The organism is Streptomyces sp. NPDC089919 (assembly GCF_040684615.1).
Classification (GTDB): domain Bacteria; phylum Actinomycetota; class Actinomycetes; order Streptomycetales; family Streptomycetaceae; genus Streptomyces.
In genome coordinates, this window is sequence record NZ_JBFBGK010000138.1 from 1 (window position 1) to 18086 (window position 18086).

The 18086-nt window shown below is 72.6% G+C and carries 13 protein-coding genes; 7 read left to right on the forward strand and 6 right to left on the reverse strand.

The window, feature by feature from the left end; all coding sequences use genetic code 11:
* Positions 1 to 339: 339 nt before the first annotated feature.
* Complete coding sequence (locus AB0O40_RS34245) at positions 340 to 2670, reverse strand: hypothetical protein (protein ID WP_365049532.1); 2331 nt, start codon at positions 2668 to 2670, stop codon at positions 340 to 342.
* Positions 2671 to 2842: 172 nt separating this feature from the next.
* Between AB0O40_RS34245 and AB0O40_RS34250 the strand changes: the two genes are divergently transcribed.
* Positions 2843 to 3655, forward strand: coding sequence for a hypothetical protein (locus tag AB0O40_RS34250; protein WP_365049534.1), 813 nt, complete (start codon positions 2843 to 2845; stop codon positions 3653 to 3655).
* 27 nt (positions 3656 to 3682) lie between these two features.
* Here the strand turns inward: AB0O40_RS34250 and AB0O40_RS34255 are convergent, their stop codons facing one another.
* Complete coding sequence (locus AB0O40_RS34255; protein ID WP_365049535.1) at positions 3683 to 6154, reverse strand: HAD-IC family P-type ATPase; 2472 nt, start codon at positions 6152 to 6154, stop codon at positions 3683 to 3685.
* Between the two features lie 148 nt (positions 6155 to 6302).
* On the reverse strand, positions 6303 to 6596 hold the full coding sequence (locus AB0O40_RS34260; protein ID WP_365049537.1) for a DUF2530 domain-containing protein: 294 nt from the start codon (positions 6594 to 6596) through the stop codon (positions 6303 to 6305).
* A gap of 142 nt (positions 6597 to 6738) precedes the next feature.
* On the opposite strand from AB0O40_RS34260, the gene AB0O40_RS34265 reads away from it, so the two are divergent.
* A complete protein-coding gene (locus tag AB0O40_RS34265; RefSeq protein WP_365049539.1) occupies positions 6739 to 8196 on the forward strand; it encodes an NCS2 family permease in 1458 nt (485 codons plus the stop codon).
* A gap of 27 nt (positions 8197 to 8223) precedes the next feature.
* Here the strand turns inward: AB0O40_RS34265 and AB0O40_RS34270 are convergent, their stop codons facing one another.
* Positions 8224 to 8406, reverse strand: a complete 183-nt coding sequence (locus AB0O40_RS34270) for a ribbon-helix-helix protein, CopG family (RefSeq protein ID WP_365049540.1) — start codon at positions 8404 to 8406, stop codon at positions 8224 to 8226.
* A 200-nt stretch (positions 8407 to 8606) separates the two neighbouring features.
* Here AB0O40_RS34270 and AB0O40_RS34275 point away from each other — a divergent pair, with 200 nt between their 5' ends.
* Positions 8607 to 9044, forward strand: coding sequence for a MarR family transcriptional regulator (locus tag AB0O40_RS34275; RefSeq protein ID WP_365049542.1), 438 nt, complete (start codon positions 8607 to 8609; stop codon positions 9042 to 9044).
* A gap of 25 nt (positions 9045 to 9069) precedes the next feature.
* A complete protein-coding gene (locus tag AB0O40_RS34280; protein ID WP_365049544.1) occupies positions 9070 to 10503 on the forward strand; it encodes an MFS transporter in 1434 nt (477 codons plus the stop codon).
* A 209-nt stretch (positions 10504 to 10712) separates the two neighbouring features.
* Here the strand turns inward: AB0O40_RS34280 and AB0O40_RS34285 are convergent, their stop codons facing one another.
* Positions 10713 to 11702, reverse strand: a complete 990-nt coding sequence (locus AB0O40_RS34285) for an aldo/keto reductase (RefSeq protein WP_365049546.1) — start codon at positions 11700 to 11702, stop codon at positions 10713 to 10715.
* A 214-nt stretch (positions 11703 to 11916) separates the two neighbouring features.
* Between AB0O40_RS34285 and AB0O40_RS34290 the strand changes: the two genes are divergently transcribed.
* Entirely contained in the window at positions 11917 to 15147 is a 3231-nt protein-coding gene (locus AB0O40_RS34290) for a M36 family metallopeptidase (RefSeq protein ID WP_365049548.1), read from the forward strand.
* Between the two features lie 92 nt (positions 15148 to 15239).
* Here the strand turns inward: AB0O40_RS34290 and AB0O40_RS34295 are convergent, their stop codons facing one another.
* Positions 15240 to 15923 carry a GDSL-type esterase/lipase family protein gene (locus AB0O40_RS34295; RefSeq protein WP_365049550.1) on the reverse strand — a complete coding sequence of 228 codons (684 nt, stop codon included), beginning with the start codon at positions 15921 to 15923 and terminating at the stop codon, positions 15240 to 15242.
* Between the two features lie 89 nt (positions 15924 to 16012).
* On the opposite strand from AB0O40_RS34295, the gene AB0O40_RS34300 reads away from it, so the two are divergent.
* Together AB0O40_RS34300 and AB0O40_RS34305 are read left to right on the forward strand one after the other, a co-directional pair.
* On the forward strand, positions 16013 to 17032 hold the full coding sequence (locus AB0O40_RS34300) for a WD40 repeat domain-containing protein (protein ID WP_365049551.1): 1020 nt from the start codon (positions 16013 to 16015) through the stop codon (positions 17030 to 17032).
* Positions 17033 to 17133: 101 nt separating this feature from the next.
* Positions 17134 to 17955, forward strand: a complete 822-nt coding sequence (locus tag AB0O40_RS34305) for a hypothetical protein (RefSeq protein ID WP_365049553.1) — start codon at positions 17134 to 17136, stop codon at positions 17953 to 17955.
* The last annotated feature ends 131 nt before the right edge of the window (positions 17956 to 18086 follow it).

An 18086-nucleotide genomic window follows, 5' to 3' on the forward strand; every position in this document is an offset into this window, starting at 1 on the left:
CGGCGGTGCGGGGGATCGGGGGGCGAACCCCCCCGTTTTGGGGAGGGGGGGGGGGGGGGCCGGCTCCGCGCAGCGGCCGGGCGCGGGCCCGGGAGCCGCGCCTCAATCGCCGGCGGGGCTGGATTGGCGGGTCCCCGCCCGGGCGGACGCAAAAGGTGGGCGGGGCCCAGGTTTCGGGGCTCCGCCCCGGACCCCGCGCCTCAAACGCCGGCGGGGCTGGATTTGCCACTCCTGCCACCCCCTCCCCCAGCTACCGCTGGGAGGTGCCCCCAGCGGCGCTCCCCGCACATCCCGACCGCCCGCGGGCACGCGTACAGGGAGCGCCACCGGGCGGTCGGGTCAGTGGACGGTGACCGTGTCGGTGGGGGAGGTGCAGGGGGCGGTGCCGGTGCTGCCGGGGTAGGTGAAGCGCCAGGCGCCGGTCGCGGTGGCGGTGTGGGTGACGACGGCCTTGCCGGCCGCGTCGGTCGTACCGGTGCCCACCGTGGTCCACGCCGTCGTACCGGCCTTGCGGAACTGCAGCTGGACCGTCCGCCCGGTGAGGGCGGTGGCGGCCCCGTACTCCCAGGCGGAGCCGGTGAGCGTGCCGGTGACGGTCAAGGTCCCGCCCGCGGTCACCGGTTCGGGCGTCGCGTCGGCGGTCATGCTGCTGGACCGCTTGATCAGGGCGGTGCCCGTGACCGGGCCGCTGTAGAGGCTCTTGTGGTCGCCCGCCAGGGCCCAGCCGGCCACCGACCAGGTGCCGGCCAGCTTGGTGAGCCCGAGGTGCCCCCGCCCGCTGAGGTTGAAGTCGGCGGTGCAGTCGTACGTGGTGCTGCTGCCGCCGTGCTTCGCGCAGTCGGCCGGCGGGATCGGGATGATGCCGTCGGGCTTGTCGTAGCCGCCGTGGTACAGGTACAGCCCGGCCGCGGAGATGCCCGAGGGGTCGGTGGCGGTGAAGGCCACCGAGTAGGTGCGCAGCCCCGTGAGGTTCGGCACCAGGCTGCTGCCGCCGTTGACGCTGACGCCCGTGACGGCCGTGGCGCCGATCTTGAGCGCGGTCTCGGCGGCCGGGCCGCCGAAGGCCCGCAGGACGGTCTGGACGACGGTGCCGCCCTTGTCGTCCTTGCCGGTGACCCGCAGGGAGACGAAGGCCGCGCCGGCCGGGACCGCGACCGCGACGCTGCCGGTGGTGCCCGCGGTCTTCCAGCTCGCGCCGTCGTCGGTGGAGTACTCGACCTTGGTCAGCGTCGGGACGGTGCCCGCGGTCCGCGGTACCAGGGAGGCCGTGACGGTGACGGTGCCGGCGGCCGTGCGGCCCCGGGAGTCCAGGCCCGCGACGCTCAGCTTCGGGTCCAGCACGGGCAGTTCGCCGCTGCCGGCGCCGGCCCCGGGCAGCGCGGTGCGGGGGAAGGTCCAGTCGGTGCTGACCCGGCTCGTCAACCGGGACTGGGCGCCCGCCCGGGTGACGGTGTGGCTGATCTTGTAGACGGTGTGGCTGCCGGCCGCGACGGTGTACGTGTCGTACGGGTTCAGGGCGCCGGAGGTGCCGAGCACGGACGCGTCGCCGGTGACCTGGTAGACGGTCTGCCCGGCGGTGTCGCGGCCCTCGTTCCCGTACGCGTCGGAGAGCGGGGCGGTCTCGCCGAGGGTGAACTTCCCGCCCGCGTACCCCGAGGAGGGGAACTGCGAGTGCTTCGTGGTGAAGGGCGCCCGGCCGACGTACTCGCTGCCGCCGTCGCCCTTGGGGAGGTCGAGGCCCGGAAGGTCGAGGCTGTGGCTGCCGTATTCGAGGTAGCGGTCCAGGGTGGTGCCGGGGGTGAGGTACTGGGTGAAGGAGCCGCCGACCGGCACCGGCGCGGCCTGGTAGACGCCGCTCTGGTCCTCGGGGGTGCGGGCGGCGGTCCACAGGTTCGCGCTGAGGCCGGCGCCCTGGGCGCGCACCGAGGTGGTCCTGCGGGCCAGGTCCGCGGTGAGCACGGAGACCACCGGGGTGGCGGGGCTGCCGTCGTGGAAGCGGTGGACGAGGTCGTAGCGGTAGGGGGAGGGCCGGTTGGGGCCGCTGCCCTTCTTCGTGAGCACGTCGTGCAGGTCGAGGCTGAGGCCCGGCAGTGCGATCGGGGTGACGTACACCTTCGGGCCCCAGTTGCCGTCGAAGGCGACCTGCTGTCCGTCGGGGAGGGTGAAGGAGACGTCGGCGGTGGTACGGGCGGCGGTGGTGTCGTCGACGGTGATGCCGGCCGGCTCGGCCAGGTCGGCGTCCAGGGTGACGGTCGTGGCGGCGCTGCCGACGGTGAACGTACGGGCCAGGAAGCGGGCTTCGCTGCCCCAGTCGGTGGCGGCGGCGAGGGTGAGGTAGCTGCCGGTGGGGAGGGTGGCGGTGCCGCCGTCCGTGCCGTCCGCGACCGGGACGTCGTACGCCTTCCAGGTGGTCCGGTCCCACACCCGGATCTGGGGGGTGACCGGGGCGTGGGTGACCTGGAGCTTCACCGCGTAGGTGGGCGCGGCGGCGGCGCCCGGGGAGCCGGTGGTGCCGAGCAGGAGCAGCAGGGCGCCCGCGGTGACCGCGGTCCTGGTGCCCCGCCGGGCGCCGGTGCCGCGACCGGAGTCCGTGCCGCGACCGGTGCTCGTGCCGGTGCGTATGCAGGTCCGCGTGCCGGTCCGTCCGGTGCCGGTCCGTCTGTCGTGCATGGGGGCCACCCGCCTCTTCTCGTCGACCTGGCGCACAGAGTAGGGCTCGTGGCGTGCCGGGGGAGGGCCGGTGGTGTCCCGGCTTGGGCACGGATTCCGTACAACCATCGGACGATCATGCGAGTCGTACCGGGCGTCCACTCATCAGCGCATCAATCGGGGGATTTCCACCATGCGCAACCGCGCCGCCCTGGCCGCCACTTCGGCCGCGCTCGTCCTGGCCGCCGCCGCCCCGGCCGCCACCGCAGCCACCACCGCCCCGGCCGCACCGTTCGCCGGGCACGTCGCCGGCCCGGTGACCTTCACCGTCTTCTCGGCGAACAAGCACTGGATGCCGGTGAAGGCCGCCACGCCCAACTCGGTGGTCTTCACCTACACGATCGAGCACGCCGCGTCGGACCCGCTGTCCGGCCTGCGCACGGACGTGGTCATCAAGAAGAGCGACTTCCACGGCGGCAAGGTCATCGCGCCGAAGCAGGCGCCGGTCTGCACCGAGGCCGACGCGACGCTGGCGGTGTGCGAGCAGACCCTGACGGTCGACCCGCGCACCCAGCTGAAGAACGTCGACTCGCAGTCGTCCTGGGACTTCGAGGGCCGGGTCCGGCGCACGGCCAAGCCGTCCGAGGTCTTCACCACCCCGCTCGGCGGCACCCTCTACACCCCGCGCGCCGCCTACCTGCCGGTGGACGCGGGCCCGGAGCCGGTCAAGAAGGGCAAGGTCCTCACGGTGACCGGCGCCGTCAAGCGCGCCAACTGGGAGACCGGCGACTACCGCAACTACACCGGCAACGTCGGCTGGACCCTGTGGTTCCGCAAGAAGGGCAGCACCGTCCAGACCTTCGTCCCCGGCACGGTCAACGACGGCAAGGGCAACCTGACCGCCCGGGTCGTCGCCAAGGACGACGGCTACTGGCAGTGGAAGATCCAGGGCAACGCCACCACCAACCGCACCACCTCCAAGGAGGACTACGTCGACGTGCGGTAGCCCGCCCGGCCCGACCGGGGGTCCCCGCTACGCCGGGAACCTCCGGTCGACCCAGCGGAAGGTGAACTCGACCAGGGCCGCGGCGGCGGCGGCGATGCCGACGGCGGTCCAGGGCATGGTGGCGCCGACCAGCTTCAGTTGGAAGAAGTGCTGGAGCCAGGGGACGACCAGGACCAGGAGGAAGGCGCCGCCCATGGCGGCGACCAGGGCCACCCGCCACCAGGTGTAGGGGCGGGCGATGATGGCCAGCACCCACATGGAGACCAGGAAGAGCGTCAGGGTCGCGGCGCTGGTCTCGGCGTCCAGCGCGCCTTCGCCGGAGTAGTGGTGGCGGGCCAGCAGGTACGTGAGGAAGGTGGCCAGGGCCGCGATGGTGCCGCCGGGGACCGCGTACCGCATCACCCGCCGGACGAAGTGCGGCCGGGCCCGCTCCTTGTTGGGGGCCAGGGCCAGGAAGAAGGCCGGTACGCCGATGGTCAGGGTGGACAGCAGCGTCAGGTGCCGGGGCAGGAAGGGGTACTCGACCTGCGAGCAGACCACCAGGATCGCCAGCAGCACCGAGTAGACCGTCTTGACGAGGAAGAGCGTGGCGACCCGGGTGATGTTGCCGATCACCCGGCGGCCCTCGGCGACCACCGAGGGCAGGGTCGAGAAGGAGTTGTTGAGCAGCACGATCTGGGCGACGGCCCGGGTGGCCTCGGAGCCGGAGCCCATCGAGACGCCGATGTCCGCGTCCTTGAGGGCGAGCACGTCGTTGACCCCGTCGCCGGTCATGGCGACGGTGTGGCCCTTGGACTGGAGGGCGCCGACCATGTCCCGCTTCTGCTGCGGGGTGACCCGGCCGAAGACGGCGTTCTTGTCCAGCTCCTCGGCCATCTGCTCGCGGTCGGCGGGCAGGGTGCGGGCGTCGACGGTGTTCTCGGCGCCGGGCAGGCCCAGCTTGCCGGCCACCGCCGAGACGGAGACAGCGTTGTCGCCGGAGATCACCTTGGCGTGGACGTTCTGCTCGTCGAAGTAGCGCAGGGTCTCGGCGGCGTCCGGCCGCAGCCGCTGTTCCAGGACGATCAGCGCGGTGGGCTTCACCCCGCCGGCGACCTGGAGGTCGTCCAGCTCGCGGGCGGAGCGGGCCAGCAGCAGCACCCGCAGGCCCTGTTCGTTGAGGGCGTCGATCTCCTCGAGCGCCGGGTCGCCGGAGGGCAGCAGCACGTCGGGGGCGCCCAGCAGCCAGGTGGAGTTCTCCCCGTCGCCCTCGCTGAAGCTGGCGCCGCTGTACTTGCGGGCCGAGGAGAAGGGCAGCGACTCGGTGCAGCGCCACTCCTCGCTGTCGGGGTAGGCGTCGATGATGGCCTGGAGGCTGGCGTTGGGGCGCGGGTCGGACTCGCCGAGGGCGCCGAGCACCTTGCGCAGGTACTCCGGGTCGGCGCCGCCCAGCGGGCGCACCTCGGTGACGTCCATGCCGCCCTCGGTGAGGGTGCCGGTCTTGTCGAGGCAGACCACGTCCACCCGCGCCAGGCCCTCGATGGCGGGCAGCTCCTGGACCAGGCACTGCTGGCGGCCCAGCCGGATCACCCCGATCGCGAAGGCGACGGAGGTCAGCAGCACCAGGCCTTCGGGGATCATCGGGACGATGCCGCCGACGGTCCGGGCGATGGCGTCGCGCAGGTTGTTGTCCTTGACCACCAGCTGGCTGATGATCAGGCCGATCGAGGTGGGCACCATCATCCAGGTGACGTACTTGAGGATGGTGGAGATGCCGCTGCGCAGCTCGGAGTGGACCAGGGTGAAGCGGGAGGCCTCCTCGGCGAGCTGGTGGGCGTAGGCCTCCCGGCCGACCTTGGTGGCGGTGAAGGCGCCGCCGCCGGCCACGACGAAGGATCCGGACATCACGGGGTCGCCGGGCTTCTTGAGGACGGGGTCGGCCTCGCCGGTGAGCAGCGACTCGTCGATCTCCAGGCCGTCGGCCTCGCCGACCACGCCGTCGACCACGACCTTGTCGCCGGGGCCGAGCTCGATGACGTCGTCCAGCACGATCTCGGAGGTGGAGATCTCGGCCGCGGTGCCGTCCCGGCGGACGGTGGGCTTGGCCTCGCCGATGACGGCGAGCCCGTCGAGGGTCTTCTTGGCGCGCAGCTCCTGGACGATGCCGATGCCGGTGTTCGCGATGATCACGAAGCCGAAGAGGCTGTCCTGGATCGGCGCGACGAACAGCATGATCAGCCAGAGCACGCCGATGATGGCGTTGAAGCGGGTGAAGACGTTGGCCCGGACGATCTCGGCGGTGGAGCGGCTGCTGCGCACCGGGACGTCGTTGACGTCGCCGCGCGCGATGCGTTCGGCGACGGCGGCGGAGTCCAGGCCGCCGGGCCGGAAGCGCGGCGCGGGCGGTTCGACCGGGTGGACGGGGTCCAGCTCGGCGCCCGCGTCGATGGAGACGGAGCCGCCGCCGGGGCCGCCGCCCGGCTCGGGACCTTCGGTGTCGATCTTCGCCCGCTGCGTCATGCTTTCGACGGTAAGGGCGGTTTCGGCGGTTCACCCGCCGAGCCGGGTGAAGATCCGACCTGGGTATGACGGGAATCGTCCGCTGGTCGACCGCTTCTGTGCCGAAACTGACCGGCTGGGGACGGCTGCCGGGTCGTGAGCTGCGCGCCTAGGCGGCGGGCGTCCCGCCCTCGCCGGCCGCCGCCGCTGCCGTGGCCTCCGCCGCGTGCCGCTTGAGGGCCGCGTCCCGGGCCCGGACGTACCAGACGCCGATCAGGCCCAGCCCGCCGCCGGCCGCGCAGGTCCACACCCACCAGAGCAGGTCGCGGTCGGCGAACCAGCCGTAGAAGGGGAGCTGCACCACGAACATCGCGAACCACAGGATCGTGCCGCCGGTGATGGTGGCGACGACGGGCCCTTCGAGGGGCTCGGGCGCCGGGTGCTGAGGGGTCCACTTCGCCATGCGGCCAGTCTAGGGCGCGCGGATCGGGGTCTACGCGCGGAGATGGACGCCTGTTCGTTCATGTGTTCATACTGAAACGGTTTGCCTGTGACGGGATTCGCTCGTATGAATCCACGAAAACCCCACCCCCTTTGAGGACCGAATGAGCACGTCGGCCCCCGCTGCCGAGGCGACCGCCCCCCAGCCCCCGTCCCCCGCCGGGACCACGGCCCTGGACCGCTACTTCAAGATCTCCGAGCGGGGTTCCACCCTCGCCCGCGAGGTCCGCGGCGGTTTCGCCACCTTCTTCGCGATGGCGTACATCATCGTGCTGAACCCGATCATCCTCGGCAGCGCGAAGGACATGTACGGCCACCAGCTCGACGGCGGCCAGCTGGTCACCGCCACCGTGCTCACCGCCGCCTTCACCACGCTGCTCATGGGCGTCATCGGCAACGTCCCGATCGCGCTGGCCGCGGGCCTCGGCGTCAACACGGTCGTCGCCCTCCAGCTCGCCCCGCGGATGAGCTGGCCGGACGCCATGGGCATGGTCGTGCTGGCCGGTTTCGTGGTGATGCTGCTGGTGGCCACCGGCCTGCGCGAGCGGGTCATGAACGCCGTGCCGCTGGGCCTGCGCAAGGGCATCGCGATCGGCATCGGCCTCTTCATCATGCTGATCGGCCTGGTGGACTCGGGCTTCGTCTCCCGCATCCCGGACGCCGCGCACACCACCGTCCCGCTCCAGCTCGGTGGCAACGGCCACCTGCACGGCTGGCCGGTGCTGGTCTTCGTGGTCGGCGTGCTGCTGACCCTGGCGCTGCTGATCCGCAAGACCCCGGGCGCGATCCTGATCTCGATCGTGGCCATGACGGTGGCCGCGGTGGCGATCCAGCTGATCGCGGACCTGCCGGGGCAGGCCTGGGGCCTGACCGTGCCGCAGTGGCCGGGCAACCCGGTCGCCGCCCCCGACTTCGGGCTGGTCGGCCAGGTCAGCCTCTTCGGCGGCTTCGACAAGGTCGGCGTCCTGACCGGCTGCCTCTTCGTCTTCACGGTCCTGCTGTCCTGCTTCTTCGACGCGATGGGCACGATCCTGGGCGTCGCGGACGAGGCGCACCTCAACGACGCCCAGGGCAACCTGCCGGGCATCAACAAGGTCCTGATCGTGGACGGCATCGCCGTCGCGGCCGGCGGCGCCACCTCGTCCTCCGCCAACACCTGCTTCGTCGAGTCCACCGCCGGTGTCGGCGAGGGTGCCCGGACCGGCCTGGCGAGCGTGGTGACCGGCGCGCTCTTCGCCGTGGCGCTGTTCCTCACGCCGCTGGCCACCATGGTCCCGTCCCAGGCGGCCACCCCCGCGCTGATCGCGGTCGGCTTCCTGATCCTGGCGGGCTCCGTGAAGGACATCGACTGGAGCGACTTCACCATCGCGGTGCCGGCGTTCCTGGCGATGCTGATGATGCCCTTCACCTACTCGATCACCAACGGCATCGGCATCGGCTTCGTGAGCTTCTGCGTGCTGCGGCTGGCCACCGGCCGGGGCCGTGAGGTCCCGGCCGCGATGTACGTCGTGTCGGCCGTCTTCGTCTTCTACTACGCGATGCCTGCCCTCGGCCTCACGTAACCCCTCGCGGGGGAGTGCCGGGCGCCGTCAGGTCAGCCCGTAGAACTTCTCCGTCTCGTCGACGGCCGCCTTGAAGCGCTCGTCGAAGTCATCGCGAATGAGCGTCCGGAGCACGTAGTCCTGGACGCTCATTCCGCGTTTCGCGGCATGGCCCCGCAGCCGGGCCAGCAGCTCCCCGTCTATACGCATGCTGAGCACGTGTGTCCCCATGGGCACAGGGTCGGGGTCGGACCCGTGGACGCGTGTCACTTTCCGGAGCCGTCTCACCCGTACGAGTGATGATCCGGCCAGTGGCGGTTAATCCCCGGGGGGCGCCCGAGGGGCCACTGGGGCGGGGGTGTGCGAGAGGTGCGCCACGCCCGACGAAATCCGTTGTTCTTTAGACTGACTAATGAGCTATGCTAAACAACATGCTTGACCTCACCCATGGCGACGATGCTGCCGCCGTGAACGACCTCCGCTCCGCCGTCATGCGGCTGGGCCGGCGCCTGAAGCACCAGCGCGTCGACGAATCGCTGAGCCCGACCGAGATGTCGGTGCTCGGCACCCTCGCCCGCTGCGGCTCGGCCACCCCCGGTGAGCTGGCCCGCAGGGAGCACGTCCAGCCGCCGTCGATGACCCGCATCGTGGCACTGCTGGAGGCCAAGGGTCTGGTCAGGCTGGAGCCGCACCCCGAGGACCGCCGTCAGAAGGTGGTCAGCCAGACCGAGGAAGCCGAGGCGATGCTCGAGGAGAGCCGCCGCAAGCGCAACGCCTTCCTGGCCGGGCTCGCGGCGGAGCTCGACGAGGACGAGTGGGCCAAGCTGCGCGCGGCCGCACCCGTACTGGAGAAGCTCGCGCACCTGTAACGACGAGCTGAGGAGGCGAAAGCCTTTGAGTACGGGAAACGGAGCAGACTCCGCCCCCGGACCGACCGACCACCCCGAGATACGACCCGCCGGCGCCCCCGGCACCGGCAGTACCGGCGCCACCGGCGCCACCAGCAGTACCGGCAGCACCGGCGCCCCGAGCGGTACCGGCGCCACTCGCAAGACCACGATGTTCAGCTCGCTGCGCATCCGGAACTACCGGCTCTTCGCGACCGGCCAGGTCGTCTCGAACACCGGCACCTGGATGCAGCGCATCGCCCAGGACTGGCTGGTCCTGTCCCTGACGGGCTCGGCCTCGGCGGTCGGCATCACCATCGCCCTGCAGTTCCTGCCGATGCTGCTCTTCGGCCTCTACGGCGGTGTCCTCGCCGACCGGCTGCCCAAGCGGCCCCTGCTGATCGGCACCAACGCGGCCCTCGGCCTGACCGGCGTGGCGCTCGGCGCCCTCACCGTCACCGGGCACGTCCAGGTCTGGCACGTCTACCTGGCCGCCTTCCTGGCCGGCCTGATCACGGTCGTGGACAACCCGGCCCGGCAGACCTTCGTCTCCGAGATGGTCGGCAAGCGACAGCTGGCGAACGCCGTCAGCCTCAACTCCGCGAACTTCCAGACCGCGCGGCTGGTGGGCCCCGCCGTCGCCGGTGTGCTGATCACCGCCGTCGGATCCGGTTGGGCCTTCCTGCTGAACGGCCTGTCCTTCGCCGCGCCCATCGCCGGCCTGCTGCTGATGCGCACCCGCGAGCTGCACGTGGTCGAGCCCCGGCCGCGCGCCAAGGGGCAGCTCCGCGAGGGGCTGCGGTACGTCGCCGGGCGTCCGGAGCTGGTCTGGCCGATCGTGCTGGTCGGCTTCATCGGCACCTTCGGCTTCAACTTCCCGATCTGGCTGTCGGCCTTCACCGACGACGTCTTCCACGCCGACGCCGGCACCTACGGCCTGTTCAACACGCTGATCGCGGCCGGCTCGCTGGCCGGTGCGCTGCTGGCGGCCCGGCGCGGCCTGGCCCGGCTGCGGCTGCTGGTGGTGGCGGCGGTGCTCTTCGGTGCGCTGCTGACCGTGACGGCCTTCGCGCCCGGCTTCTGGCTGTTCGCCGTCCTGATGGTGCCGATCGGGATGTTCGGCCTGACGGTGAACGTCACCGCCAACTCCAGCGTCCAGTTGGCCACCGACCCCGAGATGCGGGGCCGGGTGATGGCCCTCTTCATGATGGTCTTCACCGGCGGCACGCCGTTCGGCGCGCCCCTGGTCGGCTGGGTCACCGACACGTACGGCGCCCGGGTGGGCATGGCGGCCGGCGGTCTGGTCTCGCTGGCCGCCGCGGTCGGGGTCGGCCTGGTGCTGGCCCGGGTCGGCGGCCTGCGGCTGCGGGTGGACCTGCGTCCGGGCCGCCCGCACGTGGCCTTCGTACCGCGTCGCGAGCAGCTGGTCACCGCGGCCTGAGCGGTGCGGTCCGGACCGGGTACGACCCCGGCCCGGACCGCGGTGCCGCGCCTCACACCCGGCCGCCGACGGTCCGGGCCGGCCGGCCGGTTACGCTCGACGGGTGGATCCCAAGACCAGGAACCGGGTAATGGCCGGTGTGCTCGCCATCATGTTCGTCGTGATCGTGGTGGCCAGCGTGAAGTAGACGGACGGCCTCGGCGCGCGTATCACCAGGCGAAGGCCTCCGGGGAGGGGCCCGGGCCGGGGAAGATCTCGTCGAGGCCGGTGAGCACTTCCTCGGTCAGGTCCAGGTCCAGGGCGCGCAGGGCGCTGGTGAGCTGGTCCGGGGTGCGCGGGCCCACGATGGGGCCGGTGACGCCCGGGCGGGTCAGCAGCCAGGCCAGGGCGGCCTCGCCCGGCTCCAGGCCGTGCTTGTCGAGCAGGTCCTCGTACGCCTGCACCTGCTCGCGGACGGCCGTGACGGCCAGGGCGTCCGCGGACCGGCCGGAGGCGCGGCGGCCGCCCTCGACCTCCTTCCTGATGACTCCGCCCAGCAGCCCGCCGTGCAGCGGCGACCAGGGGATGACGCCCAGGCCGTACTCCTGCGCGGCCGGGATGACCTCCATCTCGGCGCGCCGCTCGGCGAGGTTGTAGAGGCACTGCTCGCTGACCAGGCCGACCGATCCGCGCCGGGCCGCGGTCTCGTTGGCCTGGGCGATCTTGTAGCCGGGGAAGTTCGAGGAGCCGGCGTACAGGACCTTGCCCTGCTGGATCAGGACGTCGACGGCCTGCCAGATCTCCTCGAAGGGGGTCCGGCGGTCGATGTGGTGGAACTGGTAGAGGTCGATGTAGTCGGTCTGCAGGCGCTTGAGGCTGGCCTCGACGGCCCGCCGGATGTTGACCGCGGAGAGCTTGTCGTGGTTCGGCCAGGGGTCGCCGTCGCCGGCCATGTTGCCGTAGACCTTGGTCGCCAGGACGGTCTTGTCCCGGCGGCCGCCGCCCTGGGCGAACCAGGTGCCGAGGATCTCCTCGGTGCGGCCCTTGTTCTCGCCCCAGCCGTAGACGTTGGCGGTGTCGACGAAGTTCAGGCCCGCGTCGAGGGCGGTGTCGAGGATGGCGTGGCTGGTGGGTTCGTCCGTCTGGGGACCGAAGTTCATCGTGCCGAGAACGAGTCGGCTGACCTTGAGTCCGGTGCGTCCGAGCTGCGTGTACTTCATGGGGCACCAGCAAACTGCTTGGAGTCCGCTCGAAGCAAGGGGTCGCCCGACTGCGTCATCGCGCGTTCACCCACGGGGGAGCGCAGGCGCCCACCCGTGTCCCGGCCCGTCGAGCCTCGTTGATCTCCGCTTCCGGCTGCGTTACTTCACTGGGGCAGCGCTCGGTCTCGTCCGCAGACCAGGGGGGAGCGTCGGCTCTATGGAGGCCCAGTCCGTGACCAGACGGCGAATGCGCACGAGGCTCCTGACCGCAGCGACCACCACGTCCCTACTCCTCGCCCTGGTGCCGGCGCTGGCCGCCGCGGCCCGTCCGGCCGACGGCGCCCCGGCCGACGCGGCCGTCCGGAAGGACCCGGCGACCGGCCACGCCCGCATGGTCTTCCGCTCCGGCGGCTACCTGACCGGGACCTCCGCGGCCCCGGCCGGGCAGATCGCGCTCGACTACGTGCGCGCGCACCGGGAGGCCTTCGGGCTCTCGGCGGAGCAGGCCGGGCAGCTGGCCGTGGTCTCCGCGTACCCGACCCGGCACAACGGCGCCACACAGGTGACGATCGGTCAGGTCGTGGACGGGATGCGGGTGTTCGGCGGCGGACTCACCGCCACCGTGGACCGGCACGGCCGGCTGGTGCTGGTCGGCGGTTCGCCCGCGACCGGCACCCCCTCCGGCGGCCTCGAGCTGACCGACCAGGACGCCCTGCACGCCGCCGCCGAGGAGCAGGGCGCCCAGCCGGTGCGCCCGCTGGCCGCCGGCGGCGACCACCGCAAGGGCAAGCACCGGTACCCGAACGTCTACGCCCGGGACCTGACCGAGCCGCACGAGGTCACGGCCGAGGCGGTGTGGTTCCCGGTGGACTCCGGCCGGACGCTGCGCCCGGCCTGGGTCACCGACATCGAGTCCTCCGGCACCTCCTGGTACGAGACCGTGGTCGACGCCGAGGACGGCAGCGTCCTCAGCCACGAGAGCCGCTACCACGAGGCCGGTCCGCAGGGCACCGTCTTCACCGCCCAGCACCCGGACGTCCCCGGCGCCGCCCGCGCGGTCACCCCGCTCACCGGACGGGACGGTTCCTGGGTGGCGGCCCGGCAGACCGAGGGCAACAACGTCAACGCCTACCGGGACATCGACAACGACAACGCCGCCGACCCCGGCCGCCCCCAGTCGCCCGCCTCCGGCGACCCGGCGTACCAGCACTTCGACTACGCCTTCGGCGACACCTGGCGGACCAACGCGGCGGCCACCCGGGCCAATGCCGACGCGGACGTGGACGCGGCCGTCACCCAGCTCTTCTACTACGCCAACGTCATGCACGACTACCTGTACGGCCTCGGCTTCGACGAGGCCTCGGGCAACTTCCAGACCGGCAACTTCGGCCGCGGCGGCACCGGCGGCGACGCGGTGCTCGCCGAGGCGCAGGACGGCTGGGAGAACGGCTGCGGCACCCCGGCGAACCCGGTCCGCTGCATCAACAACGCCTTCTTCGGCGTGCCCGGCAACGACGGCTCCAAGCCCCGCATGCAGATGTACCTGTGGCAGCCGGGCTACCCGTACCGCGACGGCGACTTCGACGGGGACGTCATCGCCCACGAGTACGGCCACGGCCTCTCCAGCCGGCTGGTCGGCCACGGCGACCTCGGCGGAGGGCCGCAGAACAAGGCGCTCGGCGAGGGCTGGAGCGACACGGTCTCCTTCCTCAAGTGGGGCGACGCGGTGATCGGCGAGTACGTCACCGGGAACGCGACCACCGGCATCCGCAGCGTGGCGTACGACAACTCGACCCGGAAGTACGGGAGTTTCAACGGCACCGGCGACGAGCACGACAACGGCGAGATCTGGGCCTCGGCGATGTACGACATCCGCACGGCCAAGGGCGTCGCCTTCACCCAGCAGCTGGTCGTCGACGGGATGAAGAACACCCTGGCCAAGCCCAGCTTCCTGGACGCCCGGGACGGCATCCTGGCCGCCGACATGACCAACACCGGCGGCGCGAACCAGTGCCTGCTGCGGCGGATCTTCGCCGCCCGCGGCATGGGGACCGGCGCCACCTCCAGCAGCGACCAGAAGACCGTGACCGCCGACGAGACGGTGCCGGCCGAGTGCCTGCCGACGGCCTCGGCGGGCGGCCCGTACACCACCGCCGAGGGCACCGACGTCACCCTCGACGCCTCGGCCTCCGTCAAGGGCACGGCCGGCTCGGCCGGGTCCCTGACGTCCTACGCCTGGGACCTCGACGGCGACGGCGACCACGACGACGCGACCGGGGTCCGGCCGGTCTTCGACACCGTCGGCCAGGACGGGGTCTTCCCCGTCGGGGTGCAGGTCACCGACAGCGCCGGCAACACCGCCACCGCGCAGACCACCGTCACCGTGACGAACGCGGCCCCGGCCGTGGCCCTCGACCCGGTCGGCCCGGCCGCGGAGAACACCCCGGTCACGGTGACCGGCAGGATCACCGACCCGGGCTGGCTGGACGGGCTGACCGCCACCGTCGACTGGGGTGACGGGGCCGGCCCCCAGCCGCTGGAGGGCACCCTGGAGAACGACCGGCCGGACGCGAGCCTGGTCTTCTCGGTGGCGCACACCTACGGCGACGACGGCACCTTCCCGGTGAAGGTGTGCGGCAGCGACGACGACACCAGCACCTGTGCCGGCACCGACGCGAAGATCACCAACACCAGCCCCACGGCGGTCATCTCGCCCGAGGGGCAGACCACCTACAACGGCCAGAAGGCCTACCTCGCGCACGCCGGCGTGCCGGTGGAGGTCAAGGCCTCCTCGGCCGACCCGGGCAGCGACGACCTCACCCTGACCTGGAAGTGGGGCGACGGCTCCGCCGACAGCAGCTTCCTGTCGCTGGTCAACCCGCCGGCCACCGACCCGGACCCCAGCCCCTCGGTCCAGCCGCGGGCGGTGAGCGCCGCCCGGTCGCACGCCTACGGCCAGGCCTGCGTCTCCACCCTGACCCTCACCGCCCAGGACGACGACGGGGGCTCCGCCGCCGACAGCGCGGCCGTGGTCACCACCGGGAACGCGAAGCAGGCCCATGACCAGGCCTGGTGGATGGCCGAGTACAGCACCTGGTCGCCGCCGTTCATGCGGCACTTCACCGCGGCCCAGCGCACCTGCCTGCTGGGCGTGGCCTCCTTCATGAGCTCGGTCTACGGGCCGCTGACCGACGCCCAGGCCTACGCGGTCCTGGCCAACGGCTCCCCGGACGCCCGCAAGGTGATGTCCACCCAACTGCTGGCCGCCTGGCTGAACTTCGCCAACGGCTCCTACGACCTGGGCACGCCGGTCGACACGGACGGCGACTCGGTCCGCGACACCGCCTTCGGTACCGCGGTGGCCGCGGCCGAGAAGGTCTACCTCGACCCCGCCGCGACCAAGCTCCAACTGGACCGCCAGACGAAGATCCTGCTGGCCGCCAACGTCCGCGACGGCGGCTGACCACAGCCCCCGCCCCGGGCCCGCCGCCCCGCCCCCTCCGCGAGGGGGCGGGGCGGCGGCGTACACCCCGTGCGGCGCTGGCCCAGGGCGGGTCAGCGGGGTTCGTACGGGGCGCCGATGTCCCAGGCCTGGTGGAGGACGTCGGCGAACTCGCCGGCGATGCGGTGCTCGCCCGAGGCGTTCGGGTGCGTGCCGTCGTAGGTGTCGGCGTGGATGTCGTACTCCCGCGGGCGCGCGCCCAGCAGCAGCGGCGAGGCCGGGGTGTCCAGGTCGGCCACCGCCTTGGCCAGCAGCTCGTTGAAGCGGGCGCACTCGGCGGCGAACGGCGCGTCCGACTCGGCCCGGACGTTCGGGATCACCGGCAGCAGCACCATCCGGACGCCCGGCCGGGCCTCGCGGGCGGCCTCGACGAACCGGCGGGCGTTGGCCGCGGTCTCGTCGGCCGCGGTGTAGAAGCCGAGGTCGATCAGGCCCAGGGAGACCAGCAGCACGTCCGGCTTGTGCTCGCGGACCACGTCCCCGATCAGCGGCGCCATGTGCTGCCAGCCCTCGCCCCAGCCGGCCAGGTGGCGGCGGGCGCGGTCGGGGAAGTCGGGGGCGCCGTAGTCGTGGGAGACCGGGGCGTCGGCGAAGGTGTCGTACACCTCGCAGCGGGGCCCGACGATCCGGTACGGGCCGCCGAAGGTGGCGTTGAGGTGCTGCCACATCCGGTAGCGCCAGGTGTAATCGCCGGCGCGTCCGATGGTCATGGAGTCGCCGACGAACATGAAACGCATCCGGTCATCATCGCGGATCGGCCGGGCGCCCGTGCTGTGAGCCTGACCACGCCCGCCGCCGGGCCCCGCCGGGTGGCAGGCTTGGGGGCATGCGTTCCTTCCCGCGCCCCGTCCTGTGGGCCGCCGCCGTGGCGGCGCTCGTCCTGTCCACCCCGGCTCCGGCGCTCGCCGCGGAGGGTTCGGGGGGCCCGGGTACCTCCTCCTTCACGATCTCCGACCCGCGCATCACGGAGTCCAGCGGCCTGGCGGCCAGCCGCCGGCACCCGGGCGTGTACTGGACGCACAACGACTCCGACGACGGCCCCTACCTGTACGCCGTCGACTCGGCGAGCGGCCGTACCCTCGCCCGGATCACCATGACGGGGGTGGGCCGGCCGCGGGACATCGAGGCGGTCTCGGTCGGGCCCGACGGCCAGATCTACGTCGGCGACATCGGGGACAACGTCGACTCCTGGGACCACGTCTGGATCTACCGGCTGCCGGAGCCCGCGGAGTTGACGGACGCCACCGTCAAGGCCGTCCAGTACACGGTGCGTTACGAGGGCGGACCGCGCAACGCCGAGGCGCTGATGGTGCATCCGGTGACCGGCCGGGTCTACATCGCGAGCAAGAGCGAGGACGCCGGCCACCTCTACGAGGGGCCCGCGAAGCTCAGCGCCACCGGGAGCAACGTCTTCCGCCGGGTGGCGGACGTGCCCTGGGTGACGGACGGCGCCTTCTCGCCCGACGGCGGGCAGCTCGTCCTGCGCGGCTACTTCTTCGCCGAGACGTACGCGTGGCGGGCCGGGCGGCCGGCCGGCAAGGCCGAGCGTGTGGCGGCCCCCTTCCAGCCGCAGGCCGAGTCCGTCTCGTACTCCCCGGACGGCTCGACGCTGATGTTCGGCTCCGAGGGGGCGGGCAGCCGGGTGGTGGCGGTACCGGTGCCGAAGGCCGACGGGCAGCGCGGGGCGGACGGCGCGGGCCGTCCGGCCGGGTCCGGCGGGGGCGAGCCGGGGGGCGCCGCGGCGGCCGGGACCGGGGGCGGGAACTTCACCGTGGGCGCGGTGGTGCTGGCGGCGGCCACCGCCCTGGTGCTGGGGCTCAAGCGGCTGCTGCGTCGGGGTGACTGATCTGACGGTCTTTCACGTAACTGGCGCACCTCCGGTTGCGGGACGCCGGGGCTGCCCCCTGAGTGGTGACTGAACGTCCACTCGTCGAAGAGGAGAGCCCGTTGCGTATCTCCACGCGCATCGTCCTGCCCGCGGTCCTGTCGCTGGCCCTGCTGGGGGCGTCCCCCGGCCTCGCCGGGGCGGCCAACGCCCCCGAGCGCCCCGTCGCCGCCGCCGTCCCCGCCAAGGCGATCCCGGGGACGGACGGCCTGCTCGCCCAGGCACAGTCCCTGGGAGCGCTCGGCGGGGTGCTCACCCCGGTCACGGCCCTCCTGGAGGCCGTACTGAAAGCCCCGGACGGCAAGGTCCCGCAAGCCGACCTCGACAAACTCGTGGCGGACGTGAAGGCCGCCGTGGACAAGGCCAAGGCCGCCTTGCCCAAGACACCGGCGCTACCGGTGCCGGCCCCGGACCTCCCGCTGCCCAAGCCGCCGGTCGACCTGCCCAAGCCCCCGGTCGACCTGCCGGTGCCGGCGCCCGAGGTACCCAAGCCCGACCTGCCGGTCCCGGCGCCCGAGCTGCCCAAGCCGGACCTGCCGGTCCCGGCGCCCGAGGTCCCGAAGCTGCCGGTGCCCGCACCGAAGCTGCCGGTGGCCGCGACCACCACCAAGGCCGTGAAGGACGGCCCGGCGGACCTGGTCACCACCGCGCTCGACAACCTCGTCAAGTCCGTCGACGGCCTCGCCAAGTCCGCGGGCCCCTGCGGCTGCTCCACGGACGCCACGACCAAGTCCACCGACGTGGTGACCAACCTCGTCAACGCGGTCGTCGCGCTGGTGCTGGGCGGCGGACTGCCGGCGCCCAACCTGCCCGGCCTGCCGACCCTGCCGAAGCTGCCCACCGACGGGCTGCCGGTCCCCGCGCCCAAGCTGCCGGTCGCATGACCGCCACCGCCGACCGGGGGAGCGCAGCAGCCTGCATAGCCGTGTGCGGTCGTGGGGGGGGGGGGGCGACCCCCCCCCCCCCACCCCCCCCCCCCCCCCAAGCGCGGGAGACAAGGCCGCGGCCGGGGGGA

Coding starts and splice junctions, on each gene's coding strand:
- AB0O40_RS34285 (WP_365049546.1), bottom strand. CDS start 11,702: ATGAAGTACACGCAGCTCGGACGCACCGGACTCAAGGTCAGCCGACTC.
- AB0O40_RS34275 (WP_365049542.1), top strand. CDS start 8,607: ATGCTTGACCTCACCCATGGCGACGATGCTGCCGCCGTGAACGACCTC.
- AB0O40_RS34300 (WP_365049551.1), top strand. CDS start 16,013: ATGCGTTCCTTCCCGCGCCCCGTCCTGTGGGCCGCCGCCGTGGCGGCG.
- AB0O40_RS34245 (WP_365049532.1), bottom strand. CDS start 2,670: ATGCACGACAGACGGACCGGCACCGGACGGACCGGCACGCGGACCTGC.
- AB0O40_RS34295 (WP_365049550.1), bottom strand. CDS start 15,923: ATGCGTTTCATGTTCGTCGGCGACTCCATGACCATCGGACGCGCCGGC.
- AB0O40_RS34265 (WP_365049539.1), top strand. CDS start 6,739: ATGAGCACGTCGGCCCCCGCTGCCGAGGCGACCGCCCCCCAGCCCCCG.
- AB0O40_RS34270 (WP_365049540.1), bottom strand. CDS start 8,406: ATGGGGACACACGTGCTCAGCATGCGTATAGACGGGGAGCTGCTGGCC.
- AB0O40_RS34260 (WP_365049537.1), bottom strand. CDS start 6,596: ATGGCGAAGTGGACCCCTCAGCACCCGGCGCCCGAGCCCCTCGAAGGG.
- AB0O40_RS34255 (WP_365049535.1), bottom strand. CDS start 6,154: ATGACGCAGCGGGCGAAGATCGACACCGAAGGTCCCGAGCCGGGCGGC.
- AB0O40_RS34250 (WP_365049534.1), top strand. CDS start 2,843: ATGCGCAACCGCGCCGCCCTGGCCGCCACTTCGGCCGCGCTCGTCCTG.